Source organism: Paraburkholderia sp. J41 (assembly GCF_905220235.1).
In the GTDB taxonomy this organism is placed as follows: Bacteria; Pseudomonadota; Gammaproteobacteria; order Burkholderiales; family Burkholderiaceae; genus Paraburkholderia.
Genome location: NZ_CAJMZE010000011.1, coordinates 130833 through 149465 on the forward strand (window position 1 = coordinate 130833; position 18633 = coordinate 149465).

17 protein-coding genes are annotated in these 18633 nt (G+C 63.4%); 3 read left to right on the forward strand and 14 right to left on the reverse strand.

Translation table 11 applies throughout. The annotated features are described in order from the left end of the window. Positions 1-285: 285 nt before the first annotated feature. The 4 genes from U5805_RS14050 to guaB form a co-directional block, all read right to left on the reverse strand. On the reverse strand, positions 286-1611 hold the full coding sequence (locus U5805_RS14050) for a tyrosine-type recombinase/integrase (RefSeq protein ID WP_322104084.1): 1326 nt from the start codon (positions 1609-1611) through the stop codon (positions 286-288). 222 nt (positions 1612-1833) lie between these two features. Further along, positions 1834-3417: a glutamine-hydrolyzing GMP synthase gene (guaA, locus tag U5805_RS14055; protein WP_322104085.1), complete on the reverse strand. Its 1584-nt coding sequence runs from the start codon at positions 3415-3417 to the stop codon at positions 1834-1836. 208 nt (positions 3418-3625) lie between these two features. Next, entirely contained in the window at positions 3626-4345 is a 720-nt protein-coding gene (locus U5805_RS14060) for a hypothetical protein (RefSeq protein WP_322104086.1), read from the reverse strand. A gap of 6 nt (positions 4346-4351) precedes the next feature. Beyond that, positions 4352-5812: an IMP dehydrogenase gene (gene guaB / locus U5805_RS14065; protein WP_322104087.1), complete on the reverse strand. Its 1461-nt coding sequence runs from the start codon at positions 5810-5812 to the stop codon at positions 4352-4354. 342 nt (positions 5813-6154) lie between these two features. Between guaB and U5805_RS14070 the strand changes: the two genes are divergently transcribed. Continuing rightward, positions 6155-7240: a DMT family transporter gene (locus U5805_RS14070; RefSeq protein WP_322104088.1), complete on the forward strand. Its 1086-nt coding sequence runs from the start codon at positions 6155-6157 to the stop codon at positions 7238-7240. A gap of 202 nt (positions 7241-7442) precedes the next feature. On the opposite strand, the gene U5805_RS14075 is transcribed toward U5805_RS14070, so the two are convergent. Both U5805_RS14075 and U5805_RS14080 read right to left on the reverse strand, forming a co-directional pair. Then, positions 7443-7775 carry an RnfH family protein gene (locus U5805_RS14075; protein WP_322104089.1) on the reverse strand — a complete coding sequence of 111 codons (333 nt, stop codon included), beginning with the start codon at positions 7773-7775 and terminating at the stop codon, positions 7443-7445. Next, on the reverse strand, positions 7772-8209 hold the full coding sequence (locus U5805_RS14080) for a type II toxin-antitoxin system RatA family toxin (RefSeq protein WP_322104090.1): 438 nt from the start codon (positions 8207-8209) through the stop codon (positions 7772-7774). The genes U5805_RS14075 and U5805_RS14080 overlap by 4 nt, the downstream gene beginning before the upstream one ends. Positions 8210-8311: 102 nt before the next feature. Here U5805_RS14080 and smpB point away from each other — a divergent pair, with 102 nt between their 5' ends. After that, positions 8312-8758 (forward strand): SsrA-binding protein SmpB, encoded by a 447-nt coding sequence (gene smpB, locus U5805_RS14085; protein ID WP_322104091.1) that lies wholly within the window; start codon positions 8312-8314, stop codon positions 8756-8758. A gap of 88 nt (positions 8759-8846) precedes the next feature. Here smpB and U5805_RS14090 read toward each other — a convergent pair whose 3' ends face one another. The 3 genes from U5805_RS14090 to ppsA form a co-directional block, all read right to left on the reverse strand. Continuing rightward, on the reverse strand, positions 8847-9812 hold the full coding sequence (locus U5805_RS14090; protein ID WP_322104092.1) for a stomatin-like protein: 966 nt from the start codon (positions 9810-9812) through the stop codon (positions 8847-8849). A 53-nt stretch (positions 9813-9865) separates the two neighbouring features. Next, positions 9866-10336 (reverse strand): NfeD family protein, encoded by a 471-nt coding sequence (locus U5805_RS14095; protein ID WP_322104093.1) that lies wholly within the window; start codon positions 10334-10336, stop codon positions 9866-9868. A 173-nt stretch (positions 10337-10509) separates the two neighbouring features. Beyond that, the gene (gene ppsA, locus U5805_RS14100) at positions 10510-12909 is read right to left on the reverse strand and encodes a phosphoenolpyruvate synthase (protein WP_322104094.1); all 2400 of its coding nucleotides are present in this window, start codon (positions 12907-12909) and stop codon (positions 10510-10512) included. 400 nt (positions 12910-13309) lie between these two features. Here ppsA and U5805_RS14105 point away from each other — a divergent pair, with 400 nt between their 5' ends. Further along, positions 13310-14125 carry a pyruvate, water dikinase regulatory protein gene (locus tag U5805_RS14105; protein ID WP_322104095.1) on the forward strand — a complete coding sequence of 272 codons (816 nt, stop codon included), beginning with the start codon at positions 13310-13312 and terminating at the stop codon, positions 14123-14125. 79 nt (positions 14126-14204) lie between these two features. On the opposite strand, the gene U5805_RS14110 is transcribed toward U5805_RS14105, so the two are convergent. The 5 genes from U5805_RS14110 to fabZ all read right to left on the reverse strand — a co-directional run bounded on the left by U5805_RS14110 (position 14205) and on the right by fabZ (position 18377). Next, positions 14205-14987, reverse strand: coding sequence for an RNA methyltransferase (locus U5805_RS14110; protein WP_322104096.1), 783 nt, complete (start codon positions 14985-14987; stop codon positions 14205-14207). Positions 14988-15093: 106 nt separating this feature from the next. Beyond that, positions 15094-15876, reverse strand: a complete 783-nt coding sequence (gene rnhB / locus U5805_RS14115; protein ID WP_322104097.1) for a ribonuclease HII — start codon at positions 15874-15876, stop codon at positions 15094-15096. After that, on the reverse strand, positions 15873-17042 hold the full coding sequence (lpxB, locus tag U5805_RS14120) for a lipid-A-disaccharide synthase (protein ID WP_322104098.1): 1170 nt from the start codon (positions 17040-17042) through the stop codon (positions 15873-15875). Before lpxB ends, rnhB begins: the two co-directional genes overlap by 4 nt. A 3-nt stretch (positions 17043-17045) precedes the next feature. Next, entirely contained in the window at positions 17046-17834 is a 789-nt protein-coding gene (gene lpxA / locus U5805_RS14125; protein ID WP_322104099.1) for an acyl-ACP--UDP-N-acetylglucosamine O-acyltransferase, read from the reverse strand. A gap of 78 nt (positions 17835-17912) precedes the next feature. Beyond that, the gene (gene fabZ / locus U5805_RS14130; RefSeq protein ID WP_158949760.1) at positions 17913-18377 is read right to left on the reverse strand and encodes a 3-hydroxyacyl-ACP dehydratase FabZ; all 465 of its coding nucleotides are present in this window, start codon (positions 18375-18377) and stop codon (positions 17913-17915) included. Positions 18378-18633: the final 256 nt, after the last annotated feature.

Sequence of the window (18633 nt, forward strand, 5' to 3'; positions counted from 1 at the left end):
ATTGCACGACGCACGGACTCGCGGGAGAGGCAAGTGGCGCTTCTTCTTCGATAGTGTTCACGTGTCCACCTATTCAAGTGGATACGATGCTCCCAAGACCCTCAACACAACTCAAGACGGGATGGCCGTGCGCTTACGCCGGAAGCCACCTGCCATTTGATGGTCGTTTTGGAGGTCGCAGAAAAACAAAACCCCGCAGAGCCTTGACTCTGCGGGGTTCCACCACCATTTCTGGCGGAGAAGGAGAATTCTAACTCGTCAGTCAATCACGCCGAGCCATTGAAACTATCTTTCTGCATATCGGTATGGCGGGTTCTCGACAGCGCAACGACATTGTCGTCCTACACCACGCGGATCGAATGTTGCGCGAGGCTTTTCTTTGATCCAGCGATCTACCATATCCGCCCACGCCTGAAGCATCGTTCTTCGCTGATCCGCATATTCCGCTTTGTTGTAGATCGCACGTACACCACGCTGTTCGTGCGCAAGGCATTTCTCTATCCAGTCTGTGTTGAATCCCGCTTCGTGCAACAGCGTGCTCGCCGTGCGACGTAGGTCGTGCACGGTGAATGCTTCAAACTCATCGCCCCTGTCATTGACCAGTTTCACCGTGCTATCGATCACCCGATTCAGGGTCGCCGCGCTGATCGGAGAGGCAGTCTCATATCTTCCTGGGTGCAGGTACAAGCTGGCCCCAAAGCAGGTCTTGAACGCCACGAGGATCTCCAACGCCTGTTCGCTCAAGTAGACTCGATGAGGCCGCCCAGCCTTCATTCGCTCTTTAGGGATGGTCCAGGTTGCAGCCTCAAAATCAACCTCGTTCCATGTGGCGTCGATAAATTCCGATTTACGAACAAGCGTCAGCAGCATGAACTTGACTGCGAGACGTAACGTCGACATGGTGGCTACCTGCTCAAGGGCATTGAAGAAGACATGAATCTCTTCCGGGTTCAGTGCCCTGTCTCGCGCTTTGAATGTAGCGATCGCACTGGGCCTGATGGACGCAGCCGGATTGTCGACCTTGATTCCCCTCGCCTGCACGAAGCGAAATACCTGCAGCACGATTTCCCTTGCGTGGATCGCCTGAGCGGCGGCACCACGCGCCTTGATCTTCTCGCAACGCGCCATCAGTCGAGCCGGCGTAATTTCCTCCAGCTTCAACTTGCCAAATTCCGACGCGAGATTGCGCTCGTATACGGACTTGCGCATAGAGCGCGTTGAATCGGCCAGAGCGGCTTCTGCGAAATACTTCTCCGCCCAGTTTCCAAACGTGAAGGCGTCGTTGGCTTGCACCCGCTTTTCGACTTTCGAGCGCGAGGGGCTGTTTCCTTGCTGGATTTCCCTGCGAGCTTGGGCAAGTAAAAGCCGGGCTTCCGCGAGGCTGACCGACATACCAAAACTTAACTGGTCCGCTTCACGCAGCTTCCGGGCCGATACTTGCGGGTCATACCGGCCAATAACCAAGGTTTCTCGGCGGCCATTGACTCGATAGTCGTACCGAAAACTCATTCCACCAGAAGGCATTACCGCGACGTACAGCCCTTGCTGGTCAGCCACCTTGTAGATTTTTTCGTCGGGTTTTAGCGCCCGTAGTTGCATATCGGTGAGCATACAGCCTCCTCGAACGTATACCGTCAACCGATACCGTCACAGCAGTTTGACGGTATCGGGCAAGGCCGTCCGAGGAGGGAATATCGATACCGTCAACAGTACCGACACCCCCGCCTGGCATTGCCCGGATCACCGCGGATCACACCGGACAATAACCTCATGTTTTTAAAAGGAAAAACACGAAAAACCGGAGCTCCCGGAACGACTTGGGAGCAGTTTAGGTCACTCCCACTCGATCGTCGCCGGCGGCTTCCCCGAGATGTCGTACACGACGCGATTAATCCCGCGCACTTCATTAATGATCCGGTTCGACACATGCCCCAGCAACTCATGCGGCAGATGCGCCCAATGCGCCGTCATGAAATCAAGCGTCTGCACCGCGCGCAGCGCGACCACATACTCGTAAGTGCGGCCATCGCCCATCACGCCCACGCTCTTCACCGGCAGAAACACCGCGAACGCCTGGCTCGTGAGGTCGTACCACGACTTGCCGGTTTCCTTGTCGACGGTGTTGCGCAGCGTTTCGATGAAAATCGCGTCGGCGCGGCGCAGCAGGTCCGCGAACTCGCGCTTCACTTCGCCGAGAATCCGCACTCCCAAGCCGGGGCCCGGGAACGGATGGCGATACACCATGCCATGCGGCAAGCCCAGCGCCACGCCCAGCTCGCGCACTTCGTCCTTGAACAGTTCGCGCAGCGGTTCGAGCAGCTTGAGATTCAGCGTTTCGGGCAATCCGCCCACGTTGTGATGGCTTTTGATTGTGTGCGCGGCCTTCTTGCCCTTGCCCGCCGACTCAATCACGTCCGGGTAGATCGTGCCTTGCGCAAGCCACTTCGCATCTGTCAGCTTGCCGGCTTCCGCCTGGAACACCTCCACGAATTCCGCGCCGATGATCTTGCGCTTCGCCTCGGGGTCGGTCACGCCCGCGAGCTTCGACATGAACGCCGCGCTCGCGTCGACATGAATCACCTTCACGCCGAGGTTGTCCGCGAACATCGACATCACCTGCTCGGCCTCGTTCAGGCGCAGCAGACCATGATCGACGAACACGCAAGTCAGTTGATCGCCGATCGCGCGGTGCAGCAGCGCCGCCGCCACCGACGAATCCACGCCGCCCGACAAGCCCAGAATCACGTGTTCCTCGCCGACCTGCCTGCGGATGTTCTCGACGGCTTCCTCGATGTAGTGACCCATTTCCCAGTCGGCCTTCGCGCCGCAAATGCCCAGCACGAAGCGCTCGAGCATCGCGCGGCCTTGCACCGTGTGCGTGACTTCCGGGTGCCATTGCAGACCGTAGAAGTGGCGCGACTCGTCGGCCATCGCCGCGATCGGGCACGATTCCGTCGATGCCATCAACTGAAAGCCGGGCGGCATTTCCGTCACCTTGTCGCCGTGGCTCATCCACACCTTGAGCATGCCGTGGCCTTCGCTCGTGCGAAAATCTTCGATGTCCTTGAGGAAGCTCGTGTGGTTGCGCGCTCGCACTTCGGCGTAACCGAATTCGCGCAGATGGCCGCCGTCGACCTTGCCGCCCAGTTGCTCGGCCATCGTCTGCATGCCGTAACAGATGCCGAGCACGGGCACGCCCAGTTCGAACACGGCTTGCGGTGCGCGCGGCGTGTCGAGGTCGGTGACCGAGTTCGGACCGCCCGAGAGAATGATGCCCTTCGGCGCGAATTCGCGAACGAAAGCGTCACTGACGTCGTACGGATGAATTTCCGAGTAGACGTGGGCTTCGCGCACGCGGCGCGCGATGAGCTGGGTGACTTGCGAGCCGAAGTCGAGAATCAGGATTTTGTCGTGCATGGCTGCGGACGAGACCTATAAAGAACGGATACAGAAAGCCGCGCGGTGATCACCGCGCGGCGTGAATTCATCGGAACCGAGGGCAAAGCTGCTGGACGAAACCGCCCGGTGACGGCGTTGCGCATTGGCGCGTTGTGCGAAGCATTGCTGCGGGCACGTGCAGGCGGGCACACCAAGGCTGACGACGCGAGAGCCGGTTCGGCACGCGCTAACCACGCAGCGGCGGCCTCGGTGCATCGGCAGCCTCGTCGCGCGCGGCAAGGCGCGACGCTTCGGCTTGCGCCGTGCCGGACGGCGGCGTGACGACCGGCTCGACGGGCGTCGTAGCTGCCGAACCCGAAGCGACGGGATCGACTGGCGTAACCCGCGTTGCCGCCGGCTCGACCGCCGTCTGCGCATCGCGCGTCTTACTCCACGGCATCGCGCGCAGAAAACCGGGCCTGGCGTACGCCACCGGTTCGTCGCGCCGCGCCTTCGCCAGTTCACGCGCTTCGCGCTCCTGCGCGGCGGCTTGCGCCGCCAGCACCCGTTCGCGCTTGCGCACCGCGCCCGCGAGCCGCGCGCCGCCGAAGCCCAGCACGATCAGCCATACGCCTACCGCACCGGCCGCGAGCTGGCCCAGCGTGGTGAGCTGCGGCATGTGCAGCCCGATCAGCCACACCAGCATCAGCACGCCCGCGATCCAGTTCACGTGCCCCACGGCCCGGGCGACGGGCACGGTCATCGCGCCGTCGAACGCCGCGCGCAGCGCGAGCCACGCCAGACCGAGCAGAGCGACGCCGAACGCCTGCCCAACGAGCGCCGGCTGCGCCTGCACGAGTTGCAGCGCGTTGTAGAGCAAGGTCCAGGGCGTGAGAACGAACAGCACGCCAAAACCCAGCAGCGTCAACGCATCGACAATCAGCAGCACGCGCAGCAGCGGCTTCATCGTGTGTTAGTCCACGTGGTAGTTGGGCGCTTCCTTCGTGATCTGCACGTCGTGAACGTGCGATTCGTTCAGACCGGCGCCGGTGATCTGCACGAACTCAGCCTTGTCATGCAGTTCTTCGATCGTGCGGCAACCGCAGTAGCCCATGGAGGCGCGCACGCCGCCGATCAGCTGGAACAGGATGGCGTTGATCGGGCCCTTGTAGGCCACGCGGCCTTCGATGCCTTCCGGCACGAGCTTGTCGATATTCGCCGAGTTGTCCTGGAAGTAGCGGTCCGCCGCGCCGTCCTTCATGGCGCCGACCGAACCCATGCCGCGATACGACTTGTACTGGCGGCCCTGGTACAGGAACACGTCGCCCGGCGACTCCTCGGTGCCCGCGAACATGCTGCCCATCATCACGGCGTTCGCGCCGGCTGCCAGCGCCTTCGAAACGTCGCCCGAATAGCGCACGCCGCCGTCGGCGATGCACGGCACGCCCGTACCCTTGAGCGCTTCCGAGACATTGGAGATCGCGCTGATCTGCGGCACGCCCACGCCTGCCACGATACGCGTCGTGCAGATCGAGCCGGGGCCGATACCGACCTTCACGCCGTCCGCGCCGTATTCGACGAGCGCGCGCGCAGCGTCGGCCGTGGCGATGTTGCCGCCGATCACCTCGACGTGCGGGAAGTTCTTCTTGACCCAGCGAACGCGTTCGAGCACGCCCTGGCTGTGGCCGTGCGCCGTATCCACGACGATCACGTCCACGCCCGCCTGCACCAGCAGTTCGACGCGCTCCTCGTTGTCCGGACCCACGCCGACGGCCGCGCCCGCGCGCAGCTTGCCATGCTCGTCCTTGCAGGCGGCCGGGTGCTCGGTCTGCTTGGTGATGTCCTTCACGGTCATGAGGCCGCGCAGCTCGAATGCGTCGTTGACCACCAGCACGCGCTCGAGGCGGTGGCTGTGCATGAGCGACTTGGCTTCGGCGAGCGGCGTGCCTTCCTTCACGGTGACGAGGCGCTCGCGCGGCGTCATGATCGAGCGCACCGGCTCGTCCAGACGCGTTTCGAAACGCAGGTCGCGGTTCGTGACGATACCGACGAGTTGAGCGCCTTCCACGACCGGGAAGCCCGAAATGCCATGCTGTTGCGAAAGCGCGATCACGTCGGCGACTTTCATTTGCGGCGGCACCGTGATCGGATCGCGCACCACGCCCGACTCGAAACGCTTCACCTTCGCGACTTCACGCGCCTGCTCGGCCGGCGTGAGATTCTTGTGAATGATACCGACGCCGCCCTGCTGCGCCATGGCAATCGCCAGACGGCCTTCCGTGACGGTGTCCATCGCGGCCGACACGAGCGGAATATTCAGGGAGATATTGCGGGTCAGCCGGGTTTTCAGGCTGGTGTCGCGCGGGAGAACGTCGGAGAAGGCGGGGACGAGGAGCACGTCATCGAACGTGAGTGCTTTCTGGATCAGACGCATGGCAAATCCTATAGGCGCAAAAGCAGATTATACGCGATAGCGCCCTGGAAATCATCAGTGCGAACAGGAGCTTAGCGCCGATTTCGAGACAATCTGGCCATGGTTCGGCCGCGCTTTGACCGCGCTTCGACCGCAATTTGGCCGCGATTTGGCTGGCGCTCGCAGGCCGCTTTCCAGAGCAGCGGGCATGGCGCGTGCAACGCGTCCGACCCGATTTCGCGAAAATGCTCCTTTCGCAGTCATGGCCGCGGTCGCATGCAGGATTGAACAAGACGGCCGCGCCACGCCCGCCTTAAGCTGCAAGTCATCGTTATTTGCCTATGGCTTCGGGGGTTCATCGCTATGCAGCGTGGTGTGTTGTACGGCGTGCTCGCCGGCGCGTTATGGGGCACCGTGTTCGTCGTGCCTCGCCAACTGGCGGAGTTTTCCCCGCTGCTGCTCAGTTCGGGGCGCTACGTGATGTACGGCCTGGTTTCGCTCGCCGCGCTCGTGCCGATGCTGCGCCGCGTCTGGCCGCGTCTCACGCGCGCCGATCTCGTCGCGCTCGTCAAGCTCGCGCTGATGGGCAACGTGCTCTATTACCTGTTTCTCGCGAGCGCCATTCATCTCGTCGGCATCGCGCCCGCTTCGCTGATCGTCGGCGTGCTCCCTGTCACCGTCACGCTGCTCGGCCGGCGCGACCACGGCGCCGTGCCGCTCGCGCGCCTCGTCTGGCCGCTCGCGATGATTGCGGCCGGCATTGTTTGCATCAACGTCGATGTCTTTACCGCCAGCGGCAACGCCGCCAGCCACGCGAGCGTGCTCACGCGCATCGCGGGCCTGGGCTGCGCGGTGGGAGCGCTCGTCTGCTGGACCTGGTTCGCCGTCGAAAACGCGCGCTATCTGCATCGCAACGCGCACTTCAGCGGCAACGAATGGTCGGTGCTGTGGGGCGTGGTGACGGGCGCGCTCGGCGGCGTGCTTTGGCTCGCCGTTCTCGCGCTCCCTTCGGGCTGGGTGCAGGACGCCGTGCCCGCCGCGCGCTGGACGACCTTCTGGCAACTCAACCTCGTGCTCGCGATCGGTGCGTCGTGGCTCGGCAACGGTCTTTGGAACGCCGCGGCCAAGCGCCTGCCGCTCACGCTTTCGGGCCAGATGATCGTGTTCGAGACGCTATTCGCCCTGCTCTACGGCTTCCTGTACGACCACCGGCTGCCGCGCGCGCTGGAAATGGCGGCCATCGCGCTGCTGGTCGCCGGCGTGAGCGGGTCGGTGCGTCAGCACGCCGGCGGCCCGCAAGACACGGCGCACGGCGACGGCATCGTTCCCGGCGACGAACCGCCCGCCATCGACGATAAAACGGGGCACGATAAAACGCCGGAGCATGGGAACGAGGCTTGCGCCGCTATGCGTCATGACTGCGCGCGCCGCAGCCATTCGGCTTCCTGAACGTCATTGCCACGCCGAGAGCCGGGAACCTGAGAGCCCGCAGCGCCTTCCCTAAAGGCCGAATGGGCGGACAGCACGCGCTGCCCGCCCGTTACGTTTCACCTTGGCGGCAGAAAAGTCGGCAAAGTCGGCTTGAAAATGCTGCCTGATGTGCCAATTAACGTGTTACTAAGGTGCCAACTAACGTGCTACTAAGGGTGCCTTAGCGCGAATCCTTGTTTTGCCACTTGCGCCCTTCGACCGACCCTTCCCTGCGGGTTTTGTCCACGCGGCGCTGGCGCGCAGTTTTCGGATCGACGATCAGGGGACGATAAATTTCCACGCGGTCGTGGTCCGCGAGCGCCGTGTCGAGCGGCTTGAGCTTGCCGTACACGCCCACCTTGAGTCTCGCGAGATCAATCTCGGGGTGACGCGCCAGAATGCCGCTTGCCTCGATAGCCTGTTGCACCGTCGCGCCTTCGGGCAGCGACACGGAAATCAGCGTCTGCGCGTCGGGCAACGCGTAGCAGACGTCGACGCAAAGCTGCGCGCTCATGGCTTGCCGTAGCGCTGATCGGCGCGCTTCACGAAGGAATCGACGAACGTGTTCGCGATGTGATGGAACACCGGCCCGATGATTTTTTCGAGGATGATGTTGGCGAATTCATAATGCAACGCGAACTCGATCTTGCAGGCATCGGCGCGCAACGGCGTGAAGCGCCAGTAGCCCGTGAACTTGCGGAACGGGCCGTCGGCGAACTCCATGTCGATGCGCTCCGGCCGTTTTTGCGTGTTGCGAGTGGCAAAGTGCTGCTTGATGCCCTTGAAGTTGATGTCGATCTTCGCCTCCATGCCGTTTTCGTCCTGGCGGCGAATTTCGATGCCGCCGCACCAGGGCAGAAAGTTGGGGTAGTCGGCCACGTCGGTGACGAGGTCGAACATCTGTTCCGCCGAGTGGCGAATCAACACGGTTTTCTGGACATCCGCCATAGATTGCGCAAAGCGTGGCAAGGGTGAAAGCGCGGCGGGCTTTCGCGAGCCCACTTTGCTAAAATCGTAATTTTAAACGAGTTGGGCGTTTCCCATTTTCCTATGAGCATCATCGACAACAGAAAAGCCTTCTTCGATTACTTCATCGAAGAACGCCACGAGGCAGGGCTCGTGCTCGAAGGGTGGGAGGTCAAGGCCATGCGCGCCGGGCGGGCGAACATCAAGGAGAGCTACGTCATCATCAAGGACGGCGAGCTTTACCTGATCGGCACGCACATCAGCCCGTTGCCCGAAGCCTCGACGCACATCCAGCCCGATCCCACGCGCACTCGCAAGCTGATGCTGCACCGCGAGGAAATCGACAAGCTGATCGGCAAGGTCGAGCAGCGCGGCTTCACGCTCGTGCCGCTGAATTTCCATTACAAGGGCGGCCGCGTGAAGTGCGAAATCGGCCTCGCCAAGGGCAAGAAGCTGCACGACAAGCGCGAAACCGAGAAACAGCGCGACTGGCAGCGCGAAAAGGCGCGCCTGATGCGCTCGCCGACCTGATCTTCCGCTTTCTCCGTGGAAAACCAACGGGCCGCGTTTGCGGCCCGTTTTGCGTTCTGCACCGCACCTACGTTGCCGCGCGGCTCGCTCAGGCGCCGCGGAGAGGCGAAGGCGGCGGCGCGCTGATCTGCCCTTCGGTCATGCCCGCGCGGTTCACGATCGTCATTGCAGACGCGATCAGCGAACTCATGTCGCTGAGATTGCCGGGCACGATGAGCGTGTTGCCCTGTTTGGCGAGATTCGAGAACGCGTTGACGTACTGTTCCGCCACCTTGAGGTTGACGGCATCCATGCCGCCTTGCGCCTGGATCGACGCGCCGATCTTCTGGATGGCCTGCGCGTTCGCCTCGGCCACGGCAAGAATGGCGGCGGCCTGGCCCTGCGCCTGATTAATGGCCGCCTGGCGCTCGCCCTCGGACTTCTGAATGGCCGCCTCGCGCGAACCTGCGGCCAGATTGATCTGTTCCTGCTTGCGGCCTTCGGACGCGGCGATCAGCGCGCGCTTCTCGCGCTCGGCCGTGATCTGCGCCTGCATGGCGTGCAGGATTTCCTTCGGCGGCGTGAGATCCTTGATCTCGTAGCGCAACACCTTCACGCCCCAGTTCGACGCCGCCTCGTCGAGCGAGGAAACCACGCTATGGTTGATGAAGTCGCGCTCCTCGAAGGTCTTGTCGAGTTCGAGCTTGCCGATCACCGAGCGCAGCGTGGTTTGCGAAAGCTGCGTGATCGCGAACACGAAATTGCTCGAACCATACGACGCCTTCATCGGGTCCGTCACCTGGAAGTACAGCACGCCGTCCACCTGGAGCTGCGTGTTGTCGCGCGTGATGCAAACCTGGCTCGGCACGTCGAGCGGAATTTCCTTGAGCACGTGCTTGTACGCCACGCGGTCGATGAACGGCAGCACGATCGAGAGCCCCGGCGTGAGCGTCGCGTGATAGCGCCCGAGCCGCTCCAGCACCCACGCGTGCTGCTGCGGCACGATCTTGATGGTCCGCGCGATCAGCACGACGACAATCACAAGCAAAATCAGGCCGACGACTGGGACTTGCATGCGGAACCTCCGTTCGCTTCGAAATGAGCAGGAATAGATAGTGAGGACAGTTTTCAGGCGTGATTCGCGGCATGTCCCGCGCCGGCGCGCCGCTCGCGCCTTGCGGCGAGCACGAGGCAATTGCCGCGTACGGCCGTGATTTCGTAGAGCGGCGCGTTTTCGGGTTCGCCGGGCGCGAGTTCGACGTCCCATTCGGCGCCGCGATACATCGTGCGCGCGCGGCCGTCATGCCACGCCGCCACCGTGAGCGTTTCGCCAATGTCGAGATTCACGCCCGGATCGGTCGAGGCGTCCGTGATGCGCCGTCGCCGTCCAAACCGCGAACGCCGCAGCGCGATCACCGCCACCAGCGCAACCACCGCCGCGACGATCAATTGCAGATCGACCGGCGCGCCCAGTGCGAACGCGGCCACGCCGGCGAGAAAACCGAGCGCGATCATCAAGAGGTAAAACGTGCCCGTCATCAATTCGGCGACGATGAGCACACCCGCGCCTATCCACCAGAACAATCCATGCGGACCCACGACGACCTCCTGTACGAAAACGCCCGGTAAACGAAAACACCCCGGAATGACCGGGGTGTTATAGCACGAAGCCGACGCTCTATTCCCTTGCGCGCGAAGCACACCGGAAGCGCGTCAAACTTCCGGTACGGCTAGGACTTGCGCCCTCGCGCCTCTTTGCGCTCGTGCCGCGCTTACTTCGCCTGCGACTTCGCCAGCGCCTGCCACGTCTCGACGATCGTGTCCGGGTTCAGCGACATCGAAGCAATGCCTTCTTCCGCGAGCCAGCGCGCGAAGTCCGGGTGATCGGACGGGCCCTGGCCGCAGATGCCGACGTACTTGTTCAGGCGCAGGCAGGTTTCGATCGCGCGCTTGAGCATGAATTTCACGGCCGGATCGCGCTCGTCGAAGTCGGCGGCCAGCAGCTCCATGCCCGAGTCCCGGTCGAGGCCGAGCGTGAGCTGCGTGAGGTCGTTCGAGCCGATCGAGAAACCGTCGAAGTACTCCAGGAATTCTTCGGCGAGAATCGCGTTAGACGGCACTTCGCACATCATGATGAGCTTGAGGTCGTTCACGCCGCGCTTGAGGCCGAACTTCTCGAGCAGACCGACCACGCGCTCCGCCTGCTTGAGCGTGCGCACGAACGGCACCATGATCTCGACGTTCGAAAGACCCATTTCTTCACGCACGCGCTTGAGCGCCAGGCATTCCATTTCGAACGCCTGCGCAAAGTCCTCGGCGATATAACGCGAAGCGCCGCGGAAACCCAGCATCGGGTTTTCTTCGTCCGGCTCGTAGCGCGAACCGCCAATCAGCTTCTTGTACTCGTTCGACTTGAAGTCCGAGAGACGCACGATCACCGGCTTCGGATAGAACGCAGCCGCGATCGTAGCGATGCCTTCCGTGAGCTTGTCGACATAGAACGCGCGCGGCGAGGCATGACCGCGCGCCACGCTTTCCACGGCCTTCTTCAGATCGGCGTCGACGTTCGGATATTCGAGAATCGCCTTCGGATGCACGCCGATGTTGTTGTTGATGATGAACTCGAGACGCGCGAGGCCAACACCGGCATTCGGCAATTGCGAGAAGTCGAAGGCGAGCTGCGGATTGCCCACGTTCATCATGATCTTCACGGGAATGGCCGGAAGCTCGCCGCGCTGCACTTCGCTGACTTCGGTTTCGAGCAGACCGTCGTAAATACGGCCTTCGTCGCCTTCCGCGCACGACACGGTCACGAGCGAGCCGTCCTTCAGCATGTCGGTCGCGTCGCCGCAACCCACGACTGCCGGCACGCCCAGCTCGCGCGCGATGATCGCCGCGTGGCAGGTGCGGCCGCCACGGTTCGTGACGATTGCCGACGCCCGCTTCATCACCGGCTCCCAATTCGGGTCGGTCATGTCGGCGACCAGCACGTCGCCCGGCTGCACGCGCTCCATTTCCGACGGATCGTGAATCACCTTGACGCGGCCCGCACCGATCTTCTGGCCGATCGCGCGGCCCGTGGCGAGCACCTGCGACTGGCCCTTGAGCTTGAAGCGCTGCTCGACCTTGCCCGCCGCCTGGCTCTTCACGGTTTCCGGGCGCGCCTGGAGAATGAAGATCTTGCCATCGAGGCCGTCCTTGCCCCACTCGATGTCCATCGGACGCTGGTAGTGCTTTTCGATGATGACGGCGTATTTGGCCAGTTCGATCACGTCTTCGTCGGTGATCGAGAATCGGTTGCGCTGTTCGTGCGAAACGTCCACCGTCTTCACGCGGCCAGGCTCGCCCGGCTGCGTGAATTCCATCTTGATGAGCTTCGAGCCGATCGAGCGGCGGATGATCGGCGCCTTGCCCTGGGCGAGCGTGGTCTTGAAAACGTAGAACTCGTCGGGGTTCACGGCGCCCTGCACGACAGTCTCGCCGAGGCCATAGCTCGACGTGATGAACACGGCATCCTTGAAGCCCGATTCCGTGTCCAGCGTGAACATCACGCCCGCCGCGCCACGGTCCGAACGGACCATGCGCTGTACGCCCGCCGAGAGCGCGACTTCGGCGTGGGTGAAGCCCTTGTGGACGCGATAGGAGATGGCGCGGTCGTTGTAGAGCGACGCGAACACGTGCTTGAGTCGATCGAGCACGTCTTCGATGCCGACCACGTTCAGGTAGCTTTCCTGCTGACCGGCAAACGAGGCGTCGGGCAGGTCTTCCGCCGTCGCCGACGAACGCACGGCGAACGACAGCTCGGACGGCGAGCCGTTTTGCAGCGTTTCGAAGCCGGCGCGGATGTCCGCTTCGAGCTTAGGCTGCAACGGCGCGTCGACGATCCATTGACGGATTTCCTTGCCCGCTTCGGCCAACGCCTTGACGTCGTCGACGTCGAGCGTTTCCAGGCGAGCGGCGATCCGTTCGGTCAGGTCGTTATGTTTCAGGAAGTCGCGGAAAGCGAGCGCCGTCGTCGCGAAACCCGTGGGCACACGCACGCCGGCCTCAGCCAACTGGCTGATCATCTCGCCGAGCGAGGCGTTCTTGCCGCCCACGATCTCGACATCGGTCATCCGCAACTGCTCGAAAGGCACTACATAAGCCTGATCCTTGGCAACGGTGTTAGTCATACAAGCCCCTAAGTGTGAAAAAAATTCACGATTGCGCAAGTGGGCTCGAACGCGGGCCGCTCATTGGAAACGGCTTCGCGTCTTGCGCAACCTGTTGGAGAAGCAATCGCCCAGCCGGTCAGCCAAAAGCCGGTTGAACGGAAAAGCGCGAAAATGCGCTCGATTGCGAGAATTTAGATCGAATCGCTGCGAATTAACGCCAGAATGCGCCACGATGGGCGCCCGTTTGGCGCGGTTGCACTGCAATTGCTTATCCAACAGGTTGCCGCTATTCTACCGTGCCGACCGCGAGTTTGTGCCAGTCGGCGAGAATTGCGTCCCGCAGGCAGCCGCGGGCGTTGTTCGGGCCAACGCGCCCGTCCCTGAGCGGCTTAGCAGCTCACGTACCCAGCCTCATCCGATGCCGCCCACCGTATTCATCGTTTCCGACGGTACCGGGATCACTGCCGAAACCTTCGCGCATTCGATCCTCTCCCAGTTCGACCAGAAATTCCGTCTCGTGCGCGTGCCGTTCGTCGATTCCAGCGACAAGGCCTACGCGACGGCCGAAAAGATCAACGAAGCCGCCGTGCAGGAAGGCCGCCGCCCGATCGTGTTCACGACGCTCGTGGACAGCAATTCGAACGAGATCGTCAAGCGCGCGAACGCGCTCGTGCTCGACATGTTCCAGACCTTCGTCGAGCCGCTCGAACAGGAGCTGGAGCTGAAGTCGAGCCACGCGATGGGCCGCGGCCACCAGAACGCGGACACCGACGAATACAAGAACCGGATCGAGGCCATCAACTTCTCGCTTGCGCACGACGACGGCCAGTCGGACCGCAATCTCGCCGACGCCGACGTGATTCTCGTGGGCGTGTCGCGCAGCGGCAAAACGCCGACCAGCCTTTATCTGGCCATGCAGTACGGCGTGAAGGCCGCGAACTATCCGCTCATTCCCGACGACTTCGAGCGCGGCAAGTTGCCGAATTCGCTGCTCGCGCATCGCGGGAAGATTTTCGGGCTCTCGATCGATCCGCAGCGCCTGACCGAGATTCGCAACGAGCGGCGTCCGGGCAGCAAGTACGCGGCGCTCGAAAACTGCCGCTACGAAGTGAACGAAGCCGAAGCCATGATGCGCCGCGAAGGCATCAAGTGGCTTTCGTCGACGCACAAGTCGATCGAGGAAATCGCCACGACGATCCTTCAGGAAATTCGCATCGACAAGCCTTCGTATTGAAGCGCGCCCATTGCGCGGCACACGTCAAAAAAAGCCCGCATACGCGGGCTTTTTCATGGCGAACGCCTGAACGCGACGCTCAGCGCCGCCGCTGCTGGCGGCATTGTTCGAACACGCAAACGGCCGCCGCCGCCGCGACATTGAGCGACTCCATGCCGCCCGGCTGCGGAATCGTCACGCGCAACGCCGCCGCGTCGCGCCATACCTGCGACACGCCCGCGCCCTCGTTGCCGAACACCCACGCGAGCGGGCCGGCAAGATCGCTTTCGTCGATGGCCTGAGCGCCGTGCGAATCGGTGATGACGACGGGCACGGCGAGCAGGTCGATCAGCGTTTGCGGCTCGACGTTCTCGAAGACTTGCAGCAGAAAGTGCGCGCCCATTGCCGAGCGCAGCACCTTCGACGACCACGCGTAAGCGGTGCCCGGCGTGCAGAACACGCGCTCGATGCCGGCCGCCGCCGCGCTGCGCAAAATCGAGCCGACATTGCCCGCGTCCTGCAAGCCGTCGAGCACGAGACAGGTCGAATGGACACGCTCGGGCAGCGTCGGCTCGGGCATCTCCACCAGTAGCAGCAAACCCGCGCCGTGAACGACATTCGATAGCTGTCCGAACAAGGTATCGGGCAGCGTGATCACGCGTCGTTCGTCCACGCGCGCGACGATCGCCTGCGCCTCTTCGTGCGCCAGCGCGCCTTCGGTCACCACGCAATACTCGGGCTGTGCGCCGCCGTCGAGCCACGCGCTCGCGAGATGAAAACCTTCGAGCAGCGCCTGATGCGCGCGCCGTTGCTGATGCGTCGAGCCGGCCAGCGCCTTCAGGCGCTTGTAGAGCGGATTGTCGCGCGAGGTAATGGCTTTCACGGGCAGGCCTGGCGTTGAATGGGTTGTCGATGGAAAGAAAAACGGCGCCGCACGAGGCAGGCGCCGGCTTATCGTGCCGCGTCCCGAAGCGGTCGGGATCGGCGCATCATGCGGGCGCGAAGGCGTCGTCGCCGAAATCCGCGGCTTCGGTCACGAGCACGGTCGCGCCCGGCATGGCGATGCCGTGCAGCGTATAGGCCTCGCGCACCGGCGCGAACGAGCGGCGGTGATGCTCGCACGGACCATGGTCGCGCAACGCGGCAAGGTGCTGTGGCGTGCCGTAGCCCGCATGCGCGTCGAAGCCGTAATGCGGAAACGTTTCGTGCAGTTCGAGCAGCATGCGGTCGCGCGTGACCTTCGCGATGATCGACGCCGCCGAAATGCTGGGCACGAGCGCGTCGCCGCCGATCACGGCTTCACTGCGCACGGTCATCACCGGACAGCGGTTGCCGTCGATCTTCGCGAGCGTGGGCGCGATGCTCAGGCCCTCCACCGCGCGCCGCATGGCCAGCATCGTCGCGTGCAGGATGTTGAGCGTGTCGATTTCCTCGACCGTCGCCGACGCCACGCACCACGCGAGCGAGCGCTCGACGATGCGCTCATAAAGCGCGTCGCGCGACCTGGCCGTGAGCAGCTTCGAATCGTTGAGGCCGCGAATCGGCCGTGCCGGGTCGAGAATCACGGCGGCCGCGACGACCGGCCCCGCGAGCGGACCGCGACCGGCTTCGTCCACGCCGCAAATCACGTCGTCGGGCGATTCGAACAGCAAGCCCGCCTGCTTCGCGAGCTTGCGGCGCGCGGCGATCTTGAGCGCGGCCTGCGACTGCGGCTTTTTGGCCGCGCGCTTCGCGGCGGGCGCATTCGTGCCCTTTTCAGCGCGCTCGCTCATGCCAGTCCCCTGCGGCTTTCGACAATGCGCGCCACCACTTCGGCCGCGCGCTCGGCTGTGTTCTGACGCAGCGCGAGATGCATCTGCGTGAACACTTCCGTGAGCGTGCGCCGGTTTGCCTCGTCGTGCAACTGCGTGAGCGTGGCGTCGGCGAGCGCTTCGGGCGTCGCGAAATGCTGGAGAATTTCGGGCACGACGAAGCGGCCCGCGAGAATGTTCGGCAGCCCGACGTACGGCAGATAGCCCTGGCGGCGCATGATCTGGCCCGTGAGCCAGGGCACCTTGTACGAGATGACCATCGGCTTCTTGAGCAGCGCCGCTTCGAGCGTCACGGTGCCGCTTTTCACGAGAATCGCGTCGGCGGCGGTCATCGCGAGCTGCGATTGACCGTCGATGATCGTGAGCGCGAGACCTTGATGCCGATTCGCCAGTTCCTGCAATTGCGCGTGGATGGCGGGCGTTGCGGCCGGCATCACGAAGCGCACCGACGGCTCGCGCTGCTGCATGATCTGCATCGCGTCGAAAAACGTCGGGCCGATCAGGCTAATCTCGGAGCGGCGGCTGCCGGGCAGCACGGCGATCACCGGGCCGCTTTCGGGCAGGCCGAGCGTGCGGCGCGCGCCGGGCACGTCGGGTTCGAGCGGAATTTCGTCGGCGAGCGGATGCCCCACGTACGACGCGGCCACGCCCGCCTTTTCCAGAATGGCCGTCTCGAACGGGAACACGCAGAGCATGTGATCGACGGCTTTCTGGATCTTCTTGATCCGGCCGCCGCGCCACGCCCAGATCGACGGACAGACGAAATGGATCGTCGGAATGCCCGCCGCGCGCAGCGCATGTTCGAGCCCGAAATTGAAGTCGGGCGCATCCACGCCGATGAAAACATCGGGCGGCTCCGCGAGCAACTGGTGCTTGAGTTCGCCGCGAATGCGCAGAATTTCGGGAATGTGCTTGAGCGCCTCGACGTAGCCGCGCACCGAGAGCTTTTCCATCGGCCAATGCGCGTCGAAACCGGCCGCCATCATGCGCGGGCCGCCGATTCCGTAATACTGCGACGTTTCCGGCAGCCGGGCCTTGAGCCCAGCAAGCAGCGAGGCCGCGAGCAGGTCGCCGGACGGCTCGCCGGCAACCATCGCGAGGCGCCGCGGACGCGTTTGCAGCGCCATCGGTCAGCGAATGATGCCGCGCTGCGACTGCTCGACGAAATCGAGCAGCGCCTTGACGGGCGCGTCGCCGTCGCCGCCCGCCTGCGCGAGTTCGGCGAGCTGCACCTTCGCCTCTTCGAGCGACAGGCTGTTCTTGTAGAGCGTGCGATACGCCGCGCGCAGCGCCGAAATGGCGTCGGCCGAGAAACCGCGGCGCCGCAGGCCTTCGACGTTGATGCCGTGCGGCACGGCCTTGTTGCCGGCCGCGATCACGAACGGCGGCACGTCCTGCACGAGCGCCGAAGCGCCGCCCACCATCGCATGCGCGCCGATGCGCACGAACTGGTGGACGCCCGTCATGCCGCCCACGATCGCGTGGTCGTCCACGATCACGTGGCCCGCGAGCTGCGCGTTGCTCGACATGATGACGTTGTTGCCGAGGCGGCAATCGTGGCCCACGTGAACGTAGGCCATGATCCAGTTGTCGTCGCCGATGATCGTCACGCCGGTGTCCTGCACCGTGCCCGTGTGCAGCGTGGTGAATTCGCGGATCGTGTTGCGGTTGCCGATCACGAGCTTCGTGGGCTCGCCCTTGTACTTCATGTCCTGCGGCCGGCCGCCGATCGACGCGTAATGGCCGATCGAATTGTCCTCGCCGAGCGTGGTGTGCCCTTCGAGCACGCTATGCGAACCGATTCTGGTTCGCGCGCCGATGGTGACGTTCGCGCCGATCACGGCATAAGGGCCGATTTCGACCGATTCGTCGACTTGCGCGCCCGGCTCGACGATCGCAGTGGGATGGATCCGGCTCATTCGTCCTTGCTCTCCGATTCTGTTACCGCCCCGCGGCGCCTCGACCCCGAGTCGCCCGGCGGCATGCGGCAGCGCTGCTTATTGCGCCGCGTCCATTTTCTTGACGGTACACATGAGTTCCGCCTCGCACGCGACGGCGCCCTCCACTTCGGCCACGGCCTTGAACTTCCAGATGCCGCGCATATAGCGCTCGAACGTGACGTTCAGGATCAACTGGTCGCCCGGCTCAACCACGCGCTTGAAACGCGCGCCGTCGATACCGACGAAGTAGTACAGCGTGTTCTCGAAATCCTGCTCCTCTTCCGAGAACGTGAGCAGCGCGGCGGTTTGCGCCAGCGCTTCGAGAATCATCACGCCGGGCATGACCGGGCGCTGCGGGAAATGGCCCGTGAAAAAGGGCTCGTTGACCGTCACGTTCTTCAACGCCTTGATGCTCTTGTGCGGCTCCAGTTCCAGCACCCGGTCGACCATGAGGAACGGGTAGCGATGCGGCAGCAACGTGAGGATCTTGTGGATGTCGAAGTTGAGTTTTTCGATGTTCATGATGGTTCTGCTCACGCAGATATGAATGCGTGTGACTGTCGATTTCGATATTCGAGGCGCCCGGCGTGCCCGATTTCTTCAAACTGGCCCGCGCTGACGCGCAGTATGCGCCACCGCGGGATTCCCGTGCATGCGGATTGGCCCGGCCACATGCTGCGTTTCGTGGCTTGCGCGCCGGGTCGGCCGATTGGGTCACCGGCACGCTCGCGTGCAGCGGCGGCTTTGCGGCGCCTTCATGCGAGGCACCGCGCACGCA